The organism is Nitrospina sp. 32_T5, assembly GCF_052156635.1.
GTDB lineage: Bacteria > Nitrospinota > Nitrospinia > Nitrospinales > Nitrospinaceae > Nitrospina.
The window spans coordinates 738,993-754,954 of record NZ_JBQKUO010000001.1 but is presented as its reverse complement, the minus strand read 5'-3'; the positions used below and the strand labels follow the sequence as shown (position 1 = coordinate 754,954).

Here is a 15,962-nt window from a genome sequence, read left to right as displayed (position 1 = left end):
GCAGATATAAATTTGTTTAAATTTATATAAATTAATATTAATAGCAATTAATTCAAAAAAATTATTGACATAATAATAAACATTCAAGTATATTGATTAGCATCCGTAAAAATTGAATAGCAACTACATTTAAGTCATGCGCAATTCGTCCCATTTTTTTAGCCAAAGGAGGGGAATATTGTGGCCAGTGTGAATAATGTCCGCAAAATCCGCGAGTCGAAGATGATGAGCAAGGCCGAGCTCGCACGGAAAGCCAGTGTCACCGTGCAAACCATCGACCGGATTGAAAAAGGGAACGATTGCCGCTTGGACACCAAACGCAAAATCATACTTGCACTCGGGTACAAACTGGGGGAGCGCTCGAAAGTCTTTGGGGAGGAAACGTCTGCAGACGACCGGGCATCCAGCCAGGTCAAGACCAAATCCAAATCCAAGGTCAAGGTGCGTCGCCAGGCCGGAAAGGGGAAAAGGCAGGCATGATTCCGAACGGAGTTCAACGGTTTCATCAATCAACAGGGCACTGCCAGCAAGGTCGCAGGTGCCGTTTCGAAATAAAGCAGGAGGAGGGGACCGGGTTTCCGGCTCGCCGGACGGTTCCCGTAAAGAGCGCAACCTAACTCATACGCAGAGGACGTTACATGTTTCTTTCGGCCAAAACTCCGTTGTTGGCTATTGATATCGGGTCGCATTCCATCAAGGTCGCCCAGCTCGATGGGGATCCGGGAAAGTTTGAGTTGAAAAACTTCGGACTCATGCCCCTGGAACCGGAATCGGTGACTGAGGGAGTGGTGCGCGATGAAGAGCAGGTCTCCGACGCCCTCACCCGTCTTCTGGCCGCGGAAAAGATTAACAACCGGTTTGCGGTTGTTTCCGTTTCCGGTGAGGCGGTGATGATCAAAAAGATCAAGGTGCCCGCTCTGCCGGAGGAAGACCTGGCTGAAGCCATCCAGGAGGAGGCGGAACAGTACATTCCCTTCGACATCGACGACGTGCGCATCGACTACCAGATTCTGGAACCAAGCATGGCATTCGACGAGCATGAATTTGAAGATGAGGAGGAAGAGAAGCTGGATATCCTGCTGGTTGCTGTGCAGAACGAAATCATCGACAGCCGTCTGGCGGTGCTCGCGGCCGCCGGCCTGAAACCGGTCATTGTCGACCTCGACGTGTTCGCCATCGTCAACGCTCTTGGCAATTCCAGAAATGTGAAGGACATGGGTTCGGTGGCATTGCTGGATCTGGGACATACGTTCACTCACCTCAATATTCTGATGGACGGCGTCAGCACCTTCACCCGCGACATACCGGTGGGTGGCGGCTTGTGCACGAAAAACCTGGTGAGCCGTTTCCAGCTGGAACCCAAAGATGCCGAGGCCCTCAAGTACGGCGTACTGCCGGAAGAGATGGAAAAGGACGATGTGATCAATGTCATCCTCGATTCTATCGATCCGATCATCGAGGAACTCCATAAGGCTTTCGAGTTTTTCAGCTCCACCTCCAACAGCCAGGTGGAGAAGGTGTTTGTCATGGGAGGGGGTGCGTTGATTCCGGGGGTGGATGGATTTATCGCCGATCGCATGGCGGTGCCTGTGGAATTGTTCGATCCGTTTGAGTCCATCAAGATTCCGTCGACTTTTGACAAGAAAGCCCTGGCGCACATGGCACCCATGTCCGCCGTCGCCATCGGGCTTGCTTCGAGACGGTTCGATTACCTGGAACAGATGGAGTCCAAGAAAAAAGAACAAAAGGTGAAATAATTCATGAATCTCATTCGCGTCAATCTATACGACTACCAGCGCATTGTCCGGGAAATCATCATTCAAAAGCTGTTTGCCGGCATTGTGAGCGCCGGCTTGCTCGCAGGCGTGGCCTGCTTTCTGGTGTGGGCATGGCAGCTGGTCACCGTTGCGCAGCTGGAAGGCGATATCGAGGAAGTGCAGTCCCAGGTGAACGCGTTGACCCCGGATTACAGGAAAGTCCAGAAGCTCAAAAAGAAAAAGGAACGTTACGGGGACATCATCAAGGGAATCGACGGGCTTCGTACGAAGCGAAGCCGCACGACCGAGTTGCTGGAAGACCTGGGGCAGAGCCTCCCGGACGGGGTTTGGCTGACGGTGGTGGAGCAGCGGACGCTGGACGACCTGGCGAATATCCCGGATCTTTTTCTCGGTGTCAACAAGGCCGCCATCAATGAAGAGAAGGCCAATGCGGAGAAGGAAGGGCGCGAACACGAACCGCACCAGTTTATCCAGATCACGGGCCAGGGGGACGACCATCAGGCCATCGTTCATTTCGTGGAGAGACTGAGGGAACTTCCCTACTTCGACCATGTGATGCTGGCCAGGACCGAGCAGAAGTGGAAAAAGAATTATCCGGTCAAGGAATTCATCATTTACAGTCACGTACTCAAACTCGAGGCTCCGCAAAAGGGATGATCCATGGATAAAATTTTAGACAAGATTCCATACGACAAACTGGATCGGTTCCAGAAACCCCAGGCCATCATGGTGGGAGCGGCGCTGTGCTTCGGCATTTTTATTGCCTATTACCTCTTAATTTACAGTGCCTACCAGGATGAGTATCGCGAACTGGAAACCAAGATGAGTAAAACCGAGGACAAGCTGAAACTGTACCAGCAGGAAGTGTCGCAGAAGGAATTGATCACCAAACAGGTCGCCACGCTTTCGGGTACGCTGGTGGAAAAGAAACGCCAGCTTCCGCTGGTTGAGCAACTGCCCACGCTGTTGAACAAAATTTCGGATGTGGGCCGGTTCCTGGACGTGAACATTGTGACGTTCCGGCTGGATGAAGCGTCCGAAAAGAAATTTTACAAGGAAATCCCCATCACCATGACCATCACCGGGGATTACTACCATACGGCCGGTTTCTTTGACACGTTGCAGAGCCTGTTGCGCATGGTGAATATTTCCAAGCTCAAAATGGTTCGGGAGACCACCCAGGTTCCTGTGAAGGGCGATATGGGTGAGGCCCAACGCAAGTCGGTCCTTTTACTGAAGACGGACATTCAGGCGAAAACGTTTGCATACATTGAAGGCTCCGAGAAAGAGGGTGAATAAAGCCATATGTGGAACGCGACGATGAAAACGCAGACACAATATTTAAACGGATTCCCTGACACCCGCGGTGTGCGCTGGTTCGTGGCGGCCCTGATGGCGGCCTGGATGGTTCTTGCCGTGTGGGTCCCGGAACTCCAGGCGGCCAGAACGCAAAACAAGACTTCACTCGTTCGGCAGTTGTTCGTGCTAAGCGGATCCCAGAAGGAAAAGGCTCTGGTGGCGCGCATGACCATGGAACCATCCGTGTTCACCAATCCGAACCTGCTGTCGTCTTTGGGGCTTTCAAGAGAGCACATCACCCTCATCAATGAAGTGTACGAGGGAGCGTTCAACACCAACGAGTTTTACAACACCAAATTCCGGGCCCTTCGAGATGGTTTCAACCGAACGCACATTCGCCGGGCCATCCGGTTTTTCCGTTCGCCGCTGGGGCGCCGCATTGCTGCGCTGGACTCCAGCTATGTGAAGCGATGGGGCGAATACGAAAGCTTTCTCAAGCGCATCACGTCACACCCTCCGGACAAAAAACGCCTGGAGTTGATGGACCGTTTGGAGAAAGCCAAGTCGCAGGTGGATTACGATATCAAGTTCAAGGCATCGATGCTTCGTACCGTGGCGCCGCTGAACGATTTCTTCGCCGTAGGCAGCGCCGAAAAGCTGGTCATGAAGTTGAAGATGGAGATGCGCGACCATCAGCGGTCCCTGCACATCATCGACAATCTGTTCCGCTACAAAGCCCTCAGCGACCGTGATGTCGAACGCATGGTCCGGTTTTATGAATCGCCCGAAGGGCGCTGGTACAACCGGATGGACCAGGAGGGCAACGCCGCAGGTATCGCCAGAATGAATCGGCGGGCGGAAAGTGCCTTGAAGGAAGTGGTGCGACGGCTCAAATCCACGAAAGAAGATTTTGACACTCTCAAAGCCGTGTTCGCTCCCGGTCTGCGCTACATGTTCACGGACAAACGGGATCCCTTCGTGCCTCAGATTGATGAAGTGGATATTGAAGCCATTCAGAAGCAGATGCAGGAAGACAAGGACCGGCGGGAACGCATGAAGGAAAGAATGGAAGAGAAACAGTTGTTCCGAAGCCGTATGGACCAGGAACTGGGAACCCTTCCGTCGATTCCTTACGAGGTCTACCGCGCAGTCAAACGAACGGATCCGAGACTCCATTCCGACCTCGAATACTATGCGGCGCTGTTTAAGAACAAGAAAGAGCTGCGGGACATGAGTAAGGACGAGGTTGTCGAGGAAATCAGCAATTATAAGAACCTGATTGAAAAGGCCAGTGGGGTTGGGTCCATGCAGATCGGGTCCGACCTGCAGAATGAACTGGGTCAATTGAAACTGTCCGGCCTTATCTGGAGCGGTCAGGAGACCGTTGCCCTGGTGGAGACCCCGGATACTTTCGGACATACCATCCGCGTCGGTTCTCTGCTTGGACCGCGTTACGGCGTGGTCGAAGCCATTGATCAGGAAAAGATCACCATTATTGAACGTATCCGCGATTATCAGGGCAACATCCGGACCCAAACCCGATATCTGGAGTTTACTAAACCGGCCGATGAATGAGGAGCGTGTTGTGAAAACCAAAAACATGAAAATTCATATCTCTTGTTTGACCGCCGTCGTGATGGCTGTGTGCCTGACGGCGTTCCCGGTTTTCGGCGCCACGGGGGACAAGGGCCACACCTCCGTCAAGCCGGAAAACATGAAGGGGATTTCTGTCACCAAATCCGGGAAAACCATCAATGGAAAAAAGGGAAAGGTCTGGAATGTCGCCCAGATGACCGAAGAGGCGCCCGCTTCGGCCATAAACGAAATTCAGAACCTGACCGCGGACCAGCAAGGCGACGAAACTTCCATTCAGCTCCAGATCAGCGGCTCGGTGAATTACACTGCCTTCAAACTGGAAAACCCGCTCCGCCTGGTGTTGGACTTTCCGGGAACGTCTCAGGGCATGCTGACCGGAGCCATCCAGGTCAACAAGGGAGTGGTCAGTACGGTCACCCCGACGTACTTTGAAGAAGCCAAAGTGCTGCGCCTGGAGATCGGTCTCAACCAGACCGCCAGTTACGAAATCGTCAAAACCGGACCCAACAGCCTGGACGTCCGCATTCAGGCCGCTTCCATGGAAGCAGGAAACAAGGACACCCGCACCGCCTCCTCGTTTGAGGAAGAAATGGGCATGGCCAGCGGAGAACAGGAAGGCTCCCTTTATGAATCGGGATCCAAGGCCAGCGTGGAAGACACCTGCGGCAACCTGCTGGGTGGACAGAAGGAACGCTATACCTTTGACTTCCAGGACGCGAGCCTGAAAAACATTTTCCGTATCATTTCCGATGTCAGCGGATTCAACGTGGTGTTGTCTCCGGACGTGAGTGGAAATGTCAATGTCCGCCTGGTGGATGTCGGCTGGAATACGGCTCTTGAATTGATACTGGACAACTACGGGCTTGCCCGCAAATGCCAGAAAAACATCATTCGCATTGCACCCAAGGCGGCGCTGGAGGAAGCCAAGAAATCCGAACCGCTGGTGACCGAGATGATCCGCATCAGTTACGCGGACATCGAGGAGATGGTGAAGAACCTGGAAAAAATCAAGTCGATCGACCGGGGCCAGATCTCCTCCGACACCCGCACCAACACGCTGATCCTCACCGACATTGAGGACAAGATCGAGGAAATGGTGTCGGTGATCCGGACGCTGGATATCCGAACCCCGCAGGTCATGATCGAGTCGCGTATCATCGAGATCGCGCGGTCGTTCACCCAGGACCTCGGACTGCAATGGACGTTGAACAATAACATCGACGTGGCCAACCCGGGCTTCCCGACCACGCTGAACGGCGAGTTCGTGGTGGACCTCGCCGCCAACGTGGCCAACCCTGCCGGCCTGTACACCCTGACCATGAGCGATGCGGACCACCAGTTGCAGTTGATCCTGGCCGCAGCCGAAAGTGAGGGTAAATCGCGGACCATTGCGAATCCCAAGGTCACCACGCTGGATAACAAGGAAGCCAAGATCCGCAGTGGCCGGGAGATCCCGTATCAGACTTTCTCCGCGAACGAAGGCACCAAGATCGAGTTCGTCGATGCGGAAATCAACCTGACGGTCAAACCGCACATCACGGCGGAAGAGGACGTGTACATGAAGATCACTGCCACCCAGAACCAGGCCGACTTTGGTCAGCAGGTCAACGGCGTCCCGACCATCATCACCAAGGAAGCCAATTCCGAAGTGCTGGTGGACAACGGTGCCACGGTGGTGCTGGGCGGCCTTTTCCAGCAGGAAATCAACGAAGCCCGCGTGCGGGTGCCATACCTGCACCAGATTCCGATTCTCGGTTATCTCTTCAAGAATCGTTCGCAAGATGATACCATCTCGGAATTGCTGATTTTCGTTACGCCCACCATCGTGCGGGAAAACATCGAATAGGATTCAATGAAAGTTTTGAGGATAGATCTGGCCGACAGGAGTTACGAAATCCTGATCGGCCAGAATCTATTTGGCACCTTCAGCGGCCGCGTGCCTTCGCTTGCCGGTTTGCGCCGCGCCGTGATCGTCACCCATCCGTCCATCCGCGCCTTGTACGGCCCTGCGCTGGAGGCCGGCCTGAAACAGGCCGGCATCGAAAACCGCATCGTGGAAATTCCGCAGGGCGAGGCGCACAAAACGCTGGCCAGCGCCGGGGTGGTGTATGATCACCTCATGCAACACGCCTATGACCGCAACACGTTGATGGTCGCTTTGGGCGGTGGCGTCATTGGCGACCTCACCGGCTTCGTCGCCGCCACCTATCAACGCGGCGTGCCGTTTCTGCAGGTGCCCACCACCCTGCTGTCGCAGGTGGACAGCAGCGTCGGCGGCAAAACCGCCGTCAACCACCCGCTCGGCAAAAACATGATCGGCGCGTTCTACCAGCCGCGCGCCGTCATCATCGACCTCAACACCTTGAAGACCCTTCCCTCCGACGAGTTTCGCGCCGGCATGGCCGAGATCATCAAGTACGGGGTCATCGAGGACCCCGATTTGTTCAAGTATCTCGAGGACAACGTGGATGCGATCCAGTCCCAGGACCCGCAGGCCCTCACCCACATCATCGAAACCTCGTGCGCCATCAAGGCGCGGGTGGTCGAAAAGGACGAGCGCGAAAGCAATTACCGCATGGTGCTCAATTACGGCCACACCATCGGCCACGCCGTGGAAGCCCTCACCGAATACACGCAATACAAACACGGCGAGGCCGTGGCCATCGGCATGGTGATCGCGGCGCACCTGTCGCACCAGATGGGATACTGCGACGCCGCTACGGTGGAGCGGATCACGAAACTCATCGACCGCTACGGCCTGCCCACCGCGCTTCCGGAATTTCCAGCCCGCGCTTACATCGAGTCCATGTACCGCGACAAAAAAGCGCGCGAAAAGAAGATTCGCTTCATCCTCGTCCGCTCCCTGGGCCAGGTGGAAATCGTGGACGCCGTCCCCGAGGCGGAACTGGAAAAAGTTTTGATTTCCAAGTGATTGGCCCGGACCGGGACGCCCCTTCCGGCCCGCTTGACTTCCCTTCATCATTTACCTATATTCCAATTGAGCGGTGATTCAACCGCATTTTCTTTTCCAGGCCCCGGTTTTTCATGAACCCGGGCTTTCATCGGTCTCCGGAGGGTTCCGGCCTGTGTCAACGATCGATTTCCTTTCGCTCCGCCAGTCTTATCTCAACGCATTTCCATTCGGAGGTGTTGCATGACCAAGGAATACAAAAACTACATCAACGGCAAATGGGTGGCCTCATCCAGCGGCGAGATTTTTGAAAACACCAACCCCGCCAACTGCAACCAGGTGCTGGGACGGTTTCAGAAATCGAACAAGAAGGATGTGGACAAGGCCGTCGCCGCCGCGGCCAAGGCCAAAAAGATGTGGCGGGAAACCCCGGCGCCCAAACGCGGCGAGATCATGTACAAGGTCGCCGAACTGTTGGTGAAGCACAAGGAATCGCTGGCTCAGGACATGACGAAGGAAATGGGAAAGATCATCTCCGAGACGCGCGGCGACGTGCAGGAGGCGATCGACCTCACCTACTTCGCCGCGGGCGAAGGCCGGCGCATGGCCGGGGAGACGGTTCCCTCCGAACTCAGGAACAAATTCGCCATGTCGGTGCGGATGCCGCTGGGCGTCGTCGCCTGTGTCACGCCGTGGAACTTTCCGCTCGCCATCCCGTCCTGGAAACTGATTCCGGCACTCATCTGCGGCAACACCGCGGTCATCAAACCGGCGGAAGACACGCCGCTGACCGTGGTCAACTTCATGAACATTTTCGAGAAGGCGGGACTGCCCCCCGGCGTGGTCAACATGGTCACGGGTTTCGGACCCGATGCGGGCGCGCCGCTGGTTGAGCACAAGGATGTGGACATGGTGTCGTTCACCGGTTCCACGCAGACCGGGGCCGGCATCGCCAGCACCTGTGCCCAGAGGATGAAGCAGTACTCGCTGGAGATGGGCGGCAAAAACGCCATCATCATCATGGACGACGCCAACCTGAGCCTCGCTCTGGAGGGGGTGATGTTCGGTGCGTTCGGCACCACCGGCCAGCGTTGCACGGCCTGCAGCCGCGTCGTCATCCACAAAAAAGTGGCGAAGAAGTTCACCGACATGCTGGTCGAGCGGGCGAAAAAGCTGAAACTCGGCAACGGCCTCGAAGAGAAAGTGGACATGGGTCCGCTCATCAACGACAGGGCGCGCGAGAAGGTTCACCGCTACGTGCAGATCGGCAAGGACGAAGGCGCGAAGCTGCTGACCGGCGGCAATTACGCCAACGGCAAGGTCCTCAAGAACGGCTGGTTTTACCAGCCTACGGTGTTTGCCGATGTCGATTCCAAAATGCGCATCGCGCAAGAGGAGATCTTCGGTCCCGTGGTCGGCGTCATCGCCTGCAGCAGTTTTGAGGAGGCGGTGGACATCGTCAACGATTCCTCCTACGGTTTGTCTTCGGCGATCTACACGCAGGACGTCAACCGCGCGTTCAAGGCCGTCGAGTCTCTGCAAACCGGACTGACCTACGTCAACGCATCGACCATCGGTGCGGAAATCCAGTTGCCGTTCGGCGGCATCAAGGGAACGGGCAACGGCCACCGCGAGGTCGGTATCGCCGCGCTCGAAACCTTTTCGGAATGGAAGTCGGTGTTCGTCGATTACAGCGGCAAACTGCAGAAAGCCCAGATCGACCACGACTAACGGGCGTGGCCCGTGTCAGGCCGGGTGATGCCCGATGGGTGAAACGAGGGTCAGTGGGACCGTTCGAAATATCAACTGTGCTACCGGACGCAGTCCGGGGCGGCGCCTCCGGCCGAATGGCTGCGGCTCTTTCACTCCCTCCTTATTAAGGAGAGAGTGAAAATGGAATTCAGAGGGGAATTCCTTTAAACAAAGTTTTATAGTGGGGTGACGAATCCACGCGTTTCCCGGACGGTGTCCGAAAAGGGGAGGAGAGGGTTATTCTAAAATTTTCCGTTTTATCCAGCGGCAGCAAGGGCAACGCGTTGTTTGTCGAAAGCGACCGCGCGCGCATCCTCATCGACAACGGCCTGTCCCTGCGCGAACTCAAGCTGCGCATGGCGGCGGTCCAACGCAACGTCACCGACCTCGATGCCGTTTTCATCACGCACGAGCATTCCGACCACATCCGCGGTATGAAGTTGTTGCTCAACAAACACGGCATTCCCGTATACGCGACCCAAGGCACGTTCGACGCGGCACGGCGGCACCACGATCCGTTTGACAAGGCGCAGTGTATCGGTCGCGAGGATGAGGTGGCGGTGGGCGATCTCTGCATCGAGTCGTTCCCCACGCCGCACGACGCCGCGGAGTCGGTGGCCTACGTCGTCCGGTGCGGATCGGTGAAGCTGGGTCAAGCCACCGATCTCGGTTCCTCCACGCCCACCGTCGAGGCGCGATTGAAAGGGGTGGACGTGTTGCTGATCGAGGCCAATCACGATCCCGACATGCTGATCAACGGATCGTACCCGTGGCCGCTCAAAAAACGCGTCGCCAGCGATACGGGTCATCTTTCCAACCAGACCTGCGCCGAAATGTTGAGTGCTCTCAATCACCCCAATCTTCAGAAGGTGGTGTTGATGCATCTGAGCGAAAAAAACAACCGGCCGGAGCTGGCGTTGAATCACGCGCACCGTGCGCTCGCCGCTTCACCGGTGCCGGTGGAGGTGGCCCGGCAGGATCGGCCCACCCCCCTGTTTGCCATCCGGTAATTCCCATTCCCGTTTCCATGAAGCCCGCCTCATGAGCGCCTCCGACGACAAAGCCCTCGGCAGCTGGTACGGCATGGCCGTCGGCGACGCACTCGGCCAGTCGGTGAAGGGCCTCAAACCCGAAACGGTCAAGCAGTATTTCAAAACCGTCGATGCCTATCACGATGTGAAACCTCACATTGGGAAGGGTGTGAAGCGGTACCGCATGAGGGGTCTGTACGGTGTGCAGACGCAGGCGGCGCTGGCGGTGAGCGAGGTTTTGCTGACCACGAAAAAACCGCAGCCGGAAGCAGTCGCCGATGTGTTGATGCGCATGGGGGCGAACGGACCCGAAGGCTACTTCGGCGTGTTCCGCCGGCCGGAAGGGTGCTTTTACAAGACCGTCGAATCGTTTCCCAATCGCACAGCCGTGGCGAAGTCGGGTGAACCCTATGCCTTCGGCTCGACGTTCTCCGTGGCCGTGCCGGTCGCCGTGTACATGAAACGCAATTCCGTCACCTTCCGCAGTCAGTGCGTGGAAGCGGCGCGGCTGTTCAGCCGGCATCCATGGGAGATCGTCGGCACCGCGCTGACCGGGTTTCTGGTGACCCGCTGCCTGGACCTTGAACCGGCTGCCCAGCCCGGTGGGTTGCAGCACCTGTTTGGCGACGCGGCGGCGTTTTGCGGGGAAGTGGAAACGACCCTGCAGACGGAGCACGGTGATGTCTGGCATGCGGTGGAGAAAGATCCGCAGGCGTTCAGCAAAACGTTTCGCGAACTGGAAACGCGGTACGAGCCGGGGCAACGCGATGCTCTGGGCAAGTGGATCGCGAAGAATGCGTCGCACTTCACCGGTTTGGACATCGTGCACCCGACGCAGGGGCATGCACTCACCCTGCTGCCGTTTGGGTTGCTGATGCTGGTGGAAGGGACAGGTGGTTTCGATGCGCTGCTCACCGCCACACTCAATCATGGACGCGAAGCCGACAAGCTGGGCGGGCTGGTCGGCGCCTGGGCCGGAGCGCTTTACGGGTTGGATGCGATTCCCGATGCATGGCGGAGCGGGCTGGTCAATGCGAAAGAGATCAAGACGCGCGGAGAAGCGCTGGCACGCCGGAAGAATCTGAAAAGTGACAAGGACCTCATTGCGATGGAACTCGGCCTCACCAACAAGGAAGCCGAGGAGCGAAAAAAATTTTTGCCGAAGGAAACGAAGAAAGCGGCGAAGAAATCGACGCCCCTCGATGATCTGTGGCTGGAAGAAGAGTCGCGCGATACCATCAGTCAACTGAAAGAGGACCCTTACAAGTGGCGGCAATTCGAACGGGACAAGGCCAAAAAGAAGCGGGACCGGCGACGCAAACCGGAGTTTCCGGATTAAAATTTGCCCAAATAGCCCGTAAAATTGGCAGTTTTGGGGGAAGTCATTGATTTTTTGCAGGAAAATTCAATTATCCGCTTAACCTGAATGTGAAAATCGGCTATAATGTTTGTCATAATCCATTGATAGATAAACTGTTATGAGGGGGACCGGGGCCGGTTCCAATCTGAAGGGTGCAGGATTTGACAAGATTAACGGGTCCACTTTTGTAGGAGAGAGTTGTGAAATCCGGAAACTATTTTTTGCTGGTCATGAGCCTCGTTTTTGCGGCGCATCCGGTATTTGCGCAGGACGCGCCCAAGCCTGCCCCGGCACCGGCGCCGGTGCAGGAACAGAAACAGGAGTGTGCGCCGCGCCCCGGTGAAACCCAACCGGCGGACATCGTGGTGGGCAAAAACCTGTCGGTGGACATGCCCCTGCAGGCAGCTGTCGACCTTCTCGGCATTCCCGAATTCATCAAGATCAATCGCGGTACGGATCCGGGTCTGGACAATATCGAGATCACCTATCCCAATCATGATCTCGTGATCCGTGCATTGACTGAGGGCAAGGTGGTGGAAGCCATTGAGATCGGCCCGAATTTCAAAGGCGCGTTCAGCCAGGGAGAAATCCGCCTCGGTGCGAAATTCGAGGACGTGGTGGCGAGTTACGGGGTGCCGGCATCGCTGACGGCCCAGGTGGCGCGGTATCCGGATGAGGGTCTGTATTTTCTCTTCAGCGACCGGATTCTTTTGTCGGCGAAAACGTATTCCAAGAATACGCGTCTGCTCGATGCGCGGTTGATGAACCCTTAAGCGGTCGGGCGGAACAAAAATTCTCGCAGCACCGGCGCAATGCCGCAAGCTTACTTGGAGGAGGAGAAACATGGGTCTTCGGACCCATGTTTTTTTTTGGCCTGAAACCTGGAATTAAAGGGAGATTTCCACCTGCAACTGCAGGGTGTTCCAGGCATGGCATTCCGGACAAAATGCATACCAGGCATTCCCTTTGTGGTGGCAGGCCGAGCAGATGTACTGTTCGATGGCGGTGGAGAGGCGGTTGTGGGTGGCGTGCATGATCTCGTCCACCTGCGCATAATCGTTACGATCCAGAAGGGCTTTGATCTTGTACATCTGTGTGGACAGCGAGGGATGTTCGATATTGTTGAGCACTTCCATGGCCGTGTCTTTTTCTTCGTGGTGGAAGAGATGGTGCACGTAGAGCATGGAAAACAGTTCACGCCGGGGGTCACTGGAAGCTTTACTGATCGCCTCCTGGTACAGCTTGTAGCTGTCATGGACTTTGTTTATGTCTTCGTAGAGGTTCTGCAGGCGGATCAGGAAAATGGGTGACTGGGTGATGTCGAACCCGTCCTTCCAGAATTTGATCGCGGTTTTGGGGTTGCTGTTTTCCAGGTAAAGCTGGCCAAGGGTGAGGTAAGCGGGAAGACACCGGTTGTTCTCGCGAAGCGCGCGCTTGAGTTCCACAATCGCCGGCTCGATTTTCTTTTCCTGGTAAAGCTGGTATCCCTTCGAATACGTGATCTGGCTGAACAGCTCCTGTTCCTGCGCGAGCTCGCCGGCGTCGTGGATGAGGGGCATGACCGCTTTCTGCATCTGGTACGCCTGGTCCGGATTGCCCGCTTTCAAAAACGCATCCCGCAACTGACGCAGGGTGGGAAGGGAGTTGGGATTGCGGCTGCGGATTTCCTTCAGGGTGGCGATTTCATTTTCAACGTGGCCCAGAGCAGCGTAGTCCCTGGCCAGCGCGAACCGGACCGGCAGGTTGTCCGGGTCCAGCTTGATCGCCCGTTGGTGCATGGTGACAGCGCGTTCGGGGTCGCCTTCCTCCCGCAATTGATCACCCAGATGAGCGAGCGCTTCAAAATGTTCCGGCGCCTGATTGAGAATTTTTTCCAACAGGGCGATGCCTTTGGCCCGCTGGCCACTGGTGATCTCGTTGATCGCTTTCTGGAACAGCTCTTCCCATTTGCGGTGCAGTTTTTCCTGTTTCCGGACCACCCGCTTACTGCCGTACTGTCGAAGCGAGTTGCGGAACTGCTGGAGCCCCGTCGCCAGTGCCGTGCACACCACTCCGACCAGGATCGACCCCAGCATGAACACCACAATGGGCATTTTCAGGGAAAAGTGCTGGGTGAAATAAACCTCGACGTCGCTGGGATTGAGAAACGTGAAGTAAACAATCAGCAGGACAAAAACGATCAGGGTTGAGATCAGTTTTAAGGTCACGTCGCGTATTCAGGTTGTGAAATGGTTGATCAAACAGTTTGTGTCGCGGAATTCAGGAAATGGATCCCGGATCGTCTCCGAAGGATTCCATGCGCCTGTTGAGCTTTTCTTCCTGTTCCAGTTTTTCCAGGCATTTTACACAATACCGCGTGAACGGCACCACCTGAAGACGGGCCTCGGGAATTTTACCCTCACATTCCGAGCACACCCCGTATTCACCCGTGGTGATTTTTTGGAGCGCCTCTTCCACCAGTTTCAGTTTTTGCCGTTCCTGCTCACCCAGGTTGAGCAGCATCTGCCGGGAGGAGGAACGCGCCGCGTCGTCGGACACATCCGAGACAAGCTTGGTGAATTCTTCATCCTGGCTGGATTTTATGTTCTTTTCCAAGTCTCCCAGAATTTCTGATCGGATCTGAATCAACTGGGACTTCAGCTCGGAAACTTTCTTCTTGTCCATGGTTCCGGAATCTCCTCACGTTCACTCGTTCATTCGCTCATCGCTGCAATCACGGGGACATCTCCCCAAAGCCGCTCCAGGTCGAAATGCGTCCGGACTTCCTGCAAAAATATATGAACTATCATGTCTCCAAGATCGAGGATCACCCAGTTGCCCTGCTGGTACCCTTCCTGTGCGACCGCGTCGTAGGGAGTGCCGGAGGTTTTTTCGAGGATGTTGTCCGCGATGGCCTGAACCTGGACTTTGGAATTCCCACTGCATATCAGGAAATAATCCGTCAGGTCCGTGCGGTTTCTCAGATCCAGAAGAATGATATTGGAAGCTTTTTTTTCGGTGGCCGCGTCAACCACCAATTGTTGGAGTTCGCTTAAAGACTCTCTCATCAAGACATCGGATGGGGGTGTGCTTGGTATAAAAGATGGGCCATGATATACCCTGCAACGGCAGGTGGCAACATCTTTTTGACCGCGTCACCCCGCCTCAATGCATCCCGGATTTCCGTTGAGGATACGGCTTCCGGAGGGATTGGAAAGAGTGCGATGCGGCGTCCGGTTTCCCTGCAGAAATACGTCCGCCGTGTGTCGTCGGAATCCTCCGGCCGGTAGGAAAACGGCAGGTCGGAGATCAGGGTTTTCATGTCTTCGGCGGCTTCGTCGAGCGTGTGGCCGGGGCGGGACGCCACCAGGACGTGACTCGCTTTCAACACGCGGTCATACTGCTTCCAGGTTGAAAAATCGCGAAACGTGTCGGCGCCCATTATTAAGGAAAGCTCGGCGTCGGGCCATCGACTTTGCAACCCTTCCAACGTGTCCAGCGTGTAAGACACTCCCCCTCTTTCGATTTCAATTTCCGAAATTTCGAATCCGTTTTCATCCTCCAGTGCGCGGCGGAGCATCTCCAGACGGTGGTGCGTGGGCGTGATCTCCCGGTCTCGTTTATGCGGGGGAGTGGCTGCGGGAATGAACAGCACACGGTCCAGGGAAAAGGCGGCCCGCGCCTCGCGCGCCAGGCCCAGATGGCCGTTGTGGACGGGATCGAAACTGCCGCCCAATATTCCGATTTGTTCGTGGGATGGTGTGGTCATGAAATCGAGTCGGGAAAATGGATGCCGGACAGAGGAAGGTGCCGCTGCCTGCGGTCCCTGCCAATACCGCCATCTTATCGGTTTGATTTCTTTTATTTAAGAAAAAAACGCAAGCGTCGAAAAGGGATAAATGCCCGGTTCTTCTGGCCAATTCCCTGCACGCCGGATTGGGGTTAAGTTCACCCGGCCTGTTCTTCCAGCCGGGGGCTATAGTAAAGGAATGGCACCGCATTCCAATGAAGAGGAGCCGCAACCTTTAAAATCAAAAGGGTTTTCACAATTTTTGTCTCCGGGGGTGACAATAATTGTCTTTTTTGGGAGGGAAAGCAGTGCGATTTTTATTGGACAAATGGCCCTCTTATTTTTTAAATTGTTGTTATTAAACGAATTATTAAAATTAAGTCAGAATTTGGGTGTTTTCGGCATATAGCTTGCAACCTACGTGGGCAAACGAATACGACGAGTATCCCAGAAGTCAGGTTTTGTT

At 55.6% G+C, this 15,962-nt stretch carries 16 protein-coding genes; 12 read left to right on the top strand and 4 right to left on the bottom strand.

From position 1 onward, the window contains the following. Positions 1-180 precede the first annotated feature (180 nt). The 11 genes from ACTRW9_RS03500 (at position 181) to ACTRW9_RS03450 (ending at position 12,500) form a co-directional block, all read left to right on the top strand. Positions 181-480 carry a helix-turn-helix transcriptional regulator gene (locus tag ACTRW9_RS03500; protein WP_005007472.1) on the top strand — a complete coding sequence of 100 codons (300 nt, stop codon included), beginning with the start codon at positions 181-183 and terminating at the stop codon, positions 478-480. 158 nt (positions 481-638) lie between these two features. Next, entirely contained in the window at positions 639-1,757 is a 1,119-nt protein-coding gene (gene pilM, locus ACTRW9_RS03495; protein WP_442426758.1) for a type IV pilus assembly protein PilM, read from the top strand. A 3-nt stretch (positions 1,758-1,760) separates the two neighbouring features. Beyond that, positions 1,761-2,435 (top strand): PilN domain-containing protein, encoded by a 675-nt coding sequence (locus ACTRW9_RS03490; protein ID WP_442428315.1) that lies wholly within the window; start codon positions 1,761-1,763, stop codon positions 2,433-2,435. Positions 2,436-2,438: 3 nt separating this feature from the next. Next, on the top strand, positions 2,439-3,077 hold the full coding sequence (locus tag ACTRW9_RS03485; RefSeq protein WP_442426756.1) for a type 4a pilus biogenesis protein PilO: 639 nt from the start codon (positions 2,439-2,441) through the stop codon (positions 3,075-3,077). 21 nt (positions 3,078-3,098) lie between these two features. Then, complete coding sequence (locus ACTRW9_RS03480; RefSeq protein ID WP_442428314.1) at positions 3,099-4,652, top strand: pilus assembly protein PilP; 1,554 nt, start codon at positions 3,099-3,101, stop codon at positions 4,650-4,652. 25 nt (positions 4,653-4,677) lie between these two features. Further along, complete coding sequence (pilQ, locus tag ACTRW9_RS03475) at positions 4,678-6,519, top strand: type IV pilus secretin PilQ (RefSeq protein ID WP_442428313.1); 1,842 nt, start codon at positions 4,678-4,680, stop codon at positions 6,517-6,519. A 6-nt stretch (positions 6,520-6,525) separates the two neighbouring features. Then, positions 6,526-7,605, top strand: a complete 1,080-nt coding sequence (gene aroB / locus ACTRW9_RS03470) for a 3-dehydroquinate synthase (protein ID WP_442428312.1) — start codon at positions 6,526-6,528, stop codon at positions 7,603-7,605. A gap of 222 nt (positions 7,606-7,827) precedes the next feature. Then, on the top strand, positions 7,828-9,315 hold the full coding sequence (locus tag ACTRW9_RS03465; RefSeq protein WP_442428311.1) for an aldehyde dehydrogenase family protein: 1,488 nt from the start codon (positions 7,828-7,830) through the stop codon (positions 9,313-9,315). A 305-nt stretch (positions 9,316-9,620) separates the two neighbouring features. After that, positions 9,621-10,346 (top strand): MBL fold metallo-hydrolase, encoded by a 726-nt coding sequence (locus tag ACTRW9_RS03460; protein ID WP_442428310.1) that lies wholly within the window; start codon positions 9,621-9,623, stop codon positions 10,344-10,346. A 31-nt stretch (positions 10,347-10,377) separates the two neighbouring features. Next, positions 10,378-11,706, top strand: coding sequence for an ADP-ribosylglycohydrolase family protein (locus tag ACTRW9_RS03455; protein WP_442428309.1), 1,329 nt, complete (start codon positions 10,378-10,380; stop codon positions 11,704-11,706). A 221-nt stretch (positions 11,707-11,927) separates the two neighbouring features. Then, the gene (locus ACTRW9_RS03450; RefSeq protein ID WP_442426749.1) at positions 11,928-12,500 is read left to right on the top strand and encodes a hypothetical protein; all 573 of its coding nucleotides are present in this window, start codon (positions 11,928-11,930) and stop codon (positions 12,498-12,500) included. A gap of 114 nt (positions 12,501-12,614) precedes the next feature. On the opposite strand, the gene ACTRW9_RS03445 is transcribed toward ACTRW9_RS03450, so the two are convergent. The 4 genes from ACTRW9_RS03445 to nadD are packed head-to-tail and all read right to left on the bottom strand — an operon-like array spanning position 12,615 to position 15,475. Beyond that, entirely contained in the window at positions 12,615-13,934 is a 1,320-nt protein-coding gene (locus ACTRW9_RS03445; protein ID WP_442428308.1) for a tetratricopeptide repeat protein, read from the bottom strand. Between the two features lie 52 nt (positions 13,935-13,986). Further along, on the bottom strand, positions 13,987-14,391 hold the full coding sequence (locus ACTRW9_RS03440; protein ID WP_442428307.1) for a TraR/DksA family transcriptional regulator: 405 nt from the start codon (positions 14,389-14,391) through the stop codon (positions 13,987-13,989). Between the two features lie 29 nt (positions 14,392-14,420). Next, positions 14,421-14,774 carry a ribosome silencing factor gene (gene rsfS, locus ACTRW9_RS03435; RefSeq protein ID WP_005007501.1) on the bottom strand — a complete coding sequence of 118 codons (354 nt, stop codon included), beginning with the start codon at positions 14,772-14,774 and terminating at the stop codon, positions 14,421-14,423. Beyond that, positions 14,774-15,475: a nicotinate-nucleotide adenylyltransferase gene (gene nadD, locus ACTRW9_RS03430; RefSeq protein ID WP_442428306.1), complete on the bottom strand. Its 702-nt coding sequence runs from the start codon at positions 15,473-15,475 to the stop codon at positions 14,774-14,776. The genes rsfS and nadD overlap by 1 nt, the downstream gene beginning before the upstream one ends. A 130-nt stretch (positions 15,476-15,605) precedes the next feature. On the opposite strand from nadD, the gene ACTRW9_RS03425 reads away from it, so the two are divergent. After that, positions 15,606-15,905: a hypothetical protein gene (locus tag ACTRW9_RS03425; protein ID WP_442428305.1), complete on the top strand. Its 300-nt coding sequence runs from the start codon at positions 15,606-15,608 to the stop codon at positions 15,903-15,905. The last annotated feature ends 57 nt before the right edge of the window (positions 15,906-15,962 follow it).

Coding starts and splice junctions, on each gene's coding strand:
- pilM (WP_442426758.1), top strand. CDS start 639: ATGTTTCTTTCGGCCAAAACTCCGTTGTTGGCTATTGATATCGGGTCG.
- ACTRW9_RS03490 (WP_442428315.1), top strand. CDS start 1,761: ATGAATCTCATTCGCGTCAATCTATACGACTACCAGCGCATTGTCCGG.
- ACTRW9_RS03485 (WP_442426756.1), top strand. CDS start 2,439: ATGGATAAAATTTTAGACAAGATTCCATACGACAAACTGGATCGGTTC.
- ACTRW9_RS03480 (WP_442428314.1), top strand. CDS start 3,099: ATGAAAACGCAGACACAATATTTAAACGGATTCCCTGACACCCGCGGT.
- pilQ (WP_442428313.1), top strand. CDS start 4,678: ATGAAAATTCATATCTCTTGTTTGACCGCCGTCGTGATGGCTGTGTGC.
- aroB (WP_442428312.1), top strand. CDS start 6,526: ATGAAAGTTTTGAGGATAGATCTGGCCGACAGGAGTTACGAAATCCTG.
- ACTRW9_RS03465 (WP_442428311.1), top strand. CDS start 7,828: ATGACCAAGGAATACAAAAACTACATCAACGGCAAATGGGTGGCCTCA.
- ACTRW9_RS03455 (WP_442428309.1), top strand. CDS start 10,378: ATGAGCGCCTCCGACGACAAAGCCCTCGGCAGCTGGTACGGCATGGCC.
- ACTRW9_RS03440 (WP_442428307.1), bottom strand. CDS start 14,391: ATGGACAAGAAGAAAGTTTCCGAGCTGAAGTCCCAGTTGATTCAGATC.
- rsfS (WP_005007501.1), bottom strand. CDS start 14,774: ATGAGAGAGTCTTTAAGCGAACTCCAACAATTGGTGGTTGACGCGGCC.
- nadD (WP_442428306.1), bottom strand. CDS start 15,475: ATGACCACACCATCCCACGAACAAATCGGAATATTGGGCGGCAGTTTC.
- ACTRW9_RS03425 (WP_442428305.1), top strand. CDS start 15,606: ATGCCCGGTTCTTCTGGCCAATTCCCTGCACGCCGGATTGGGGTTAAG.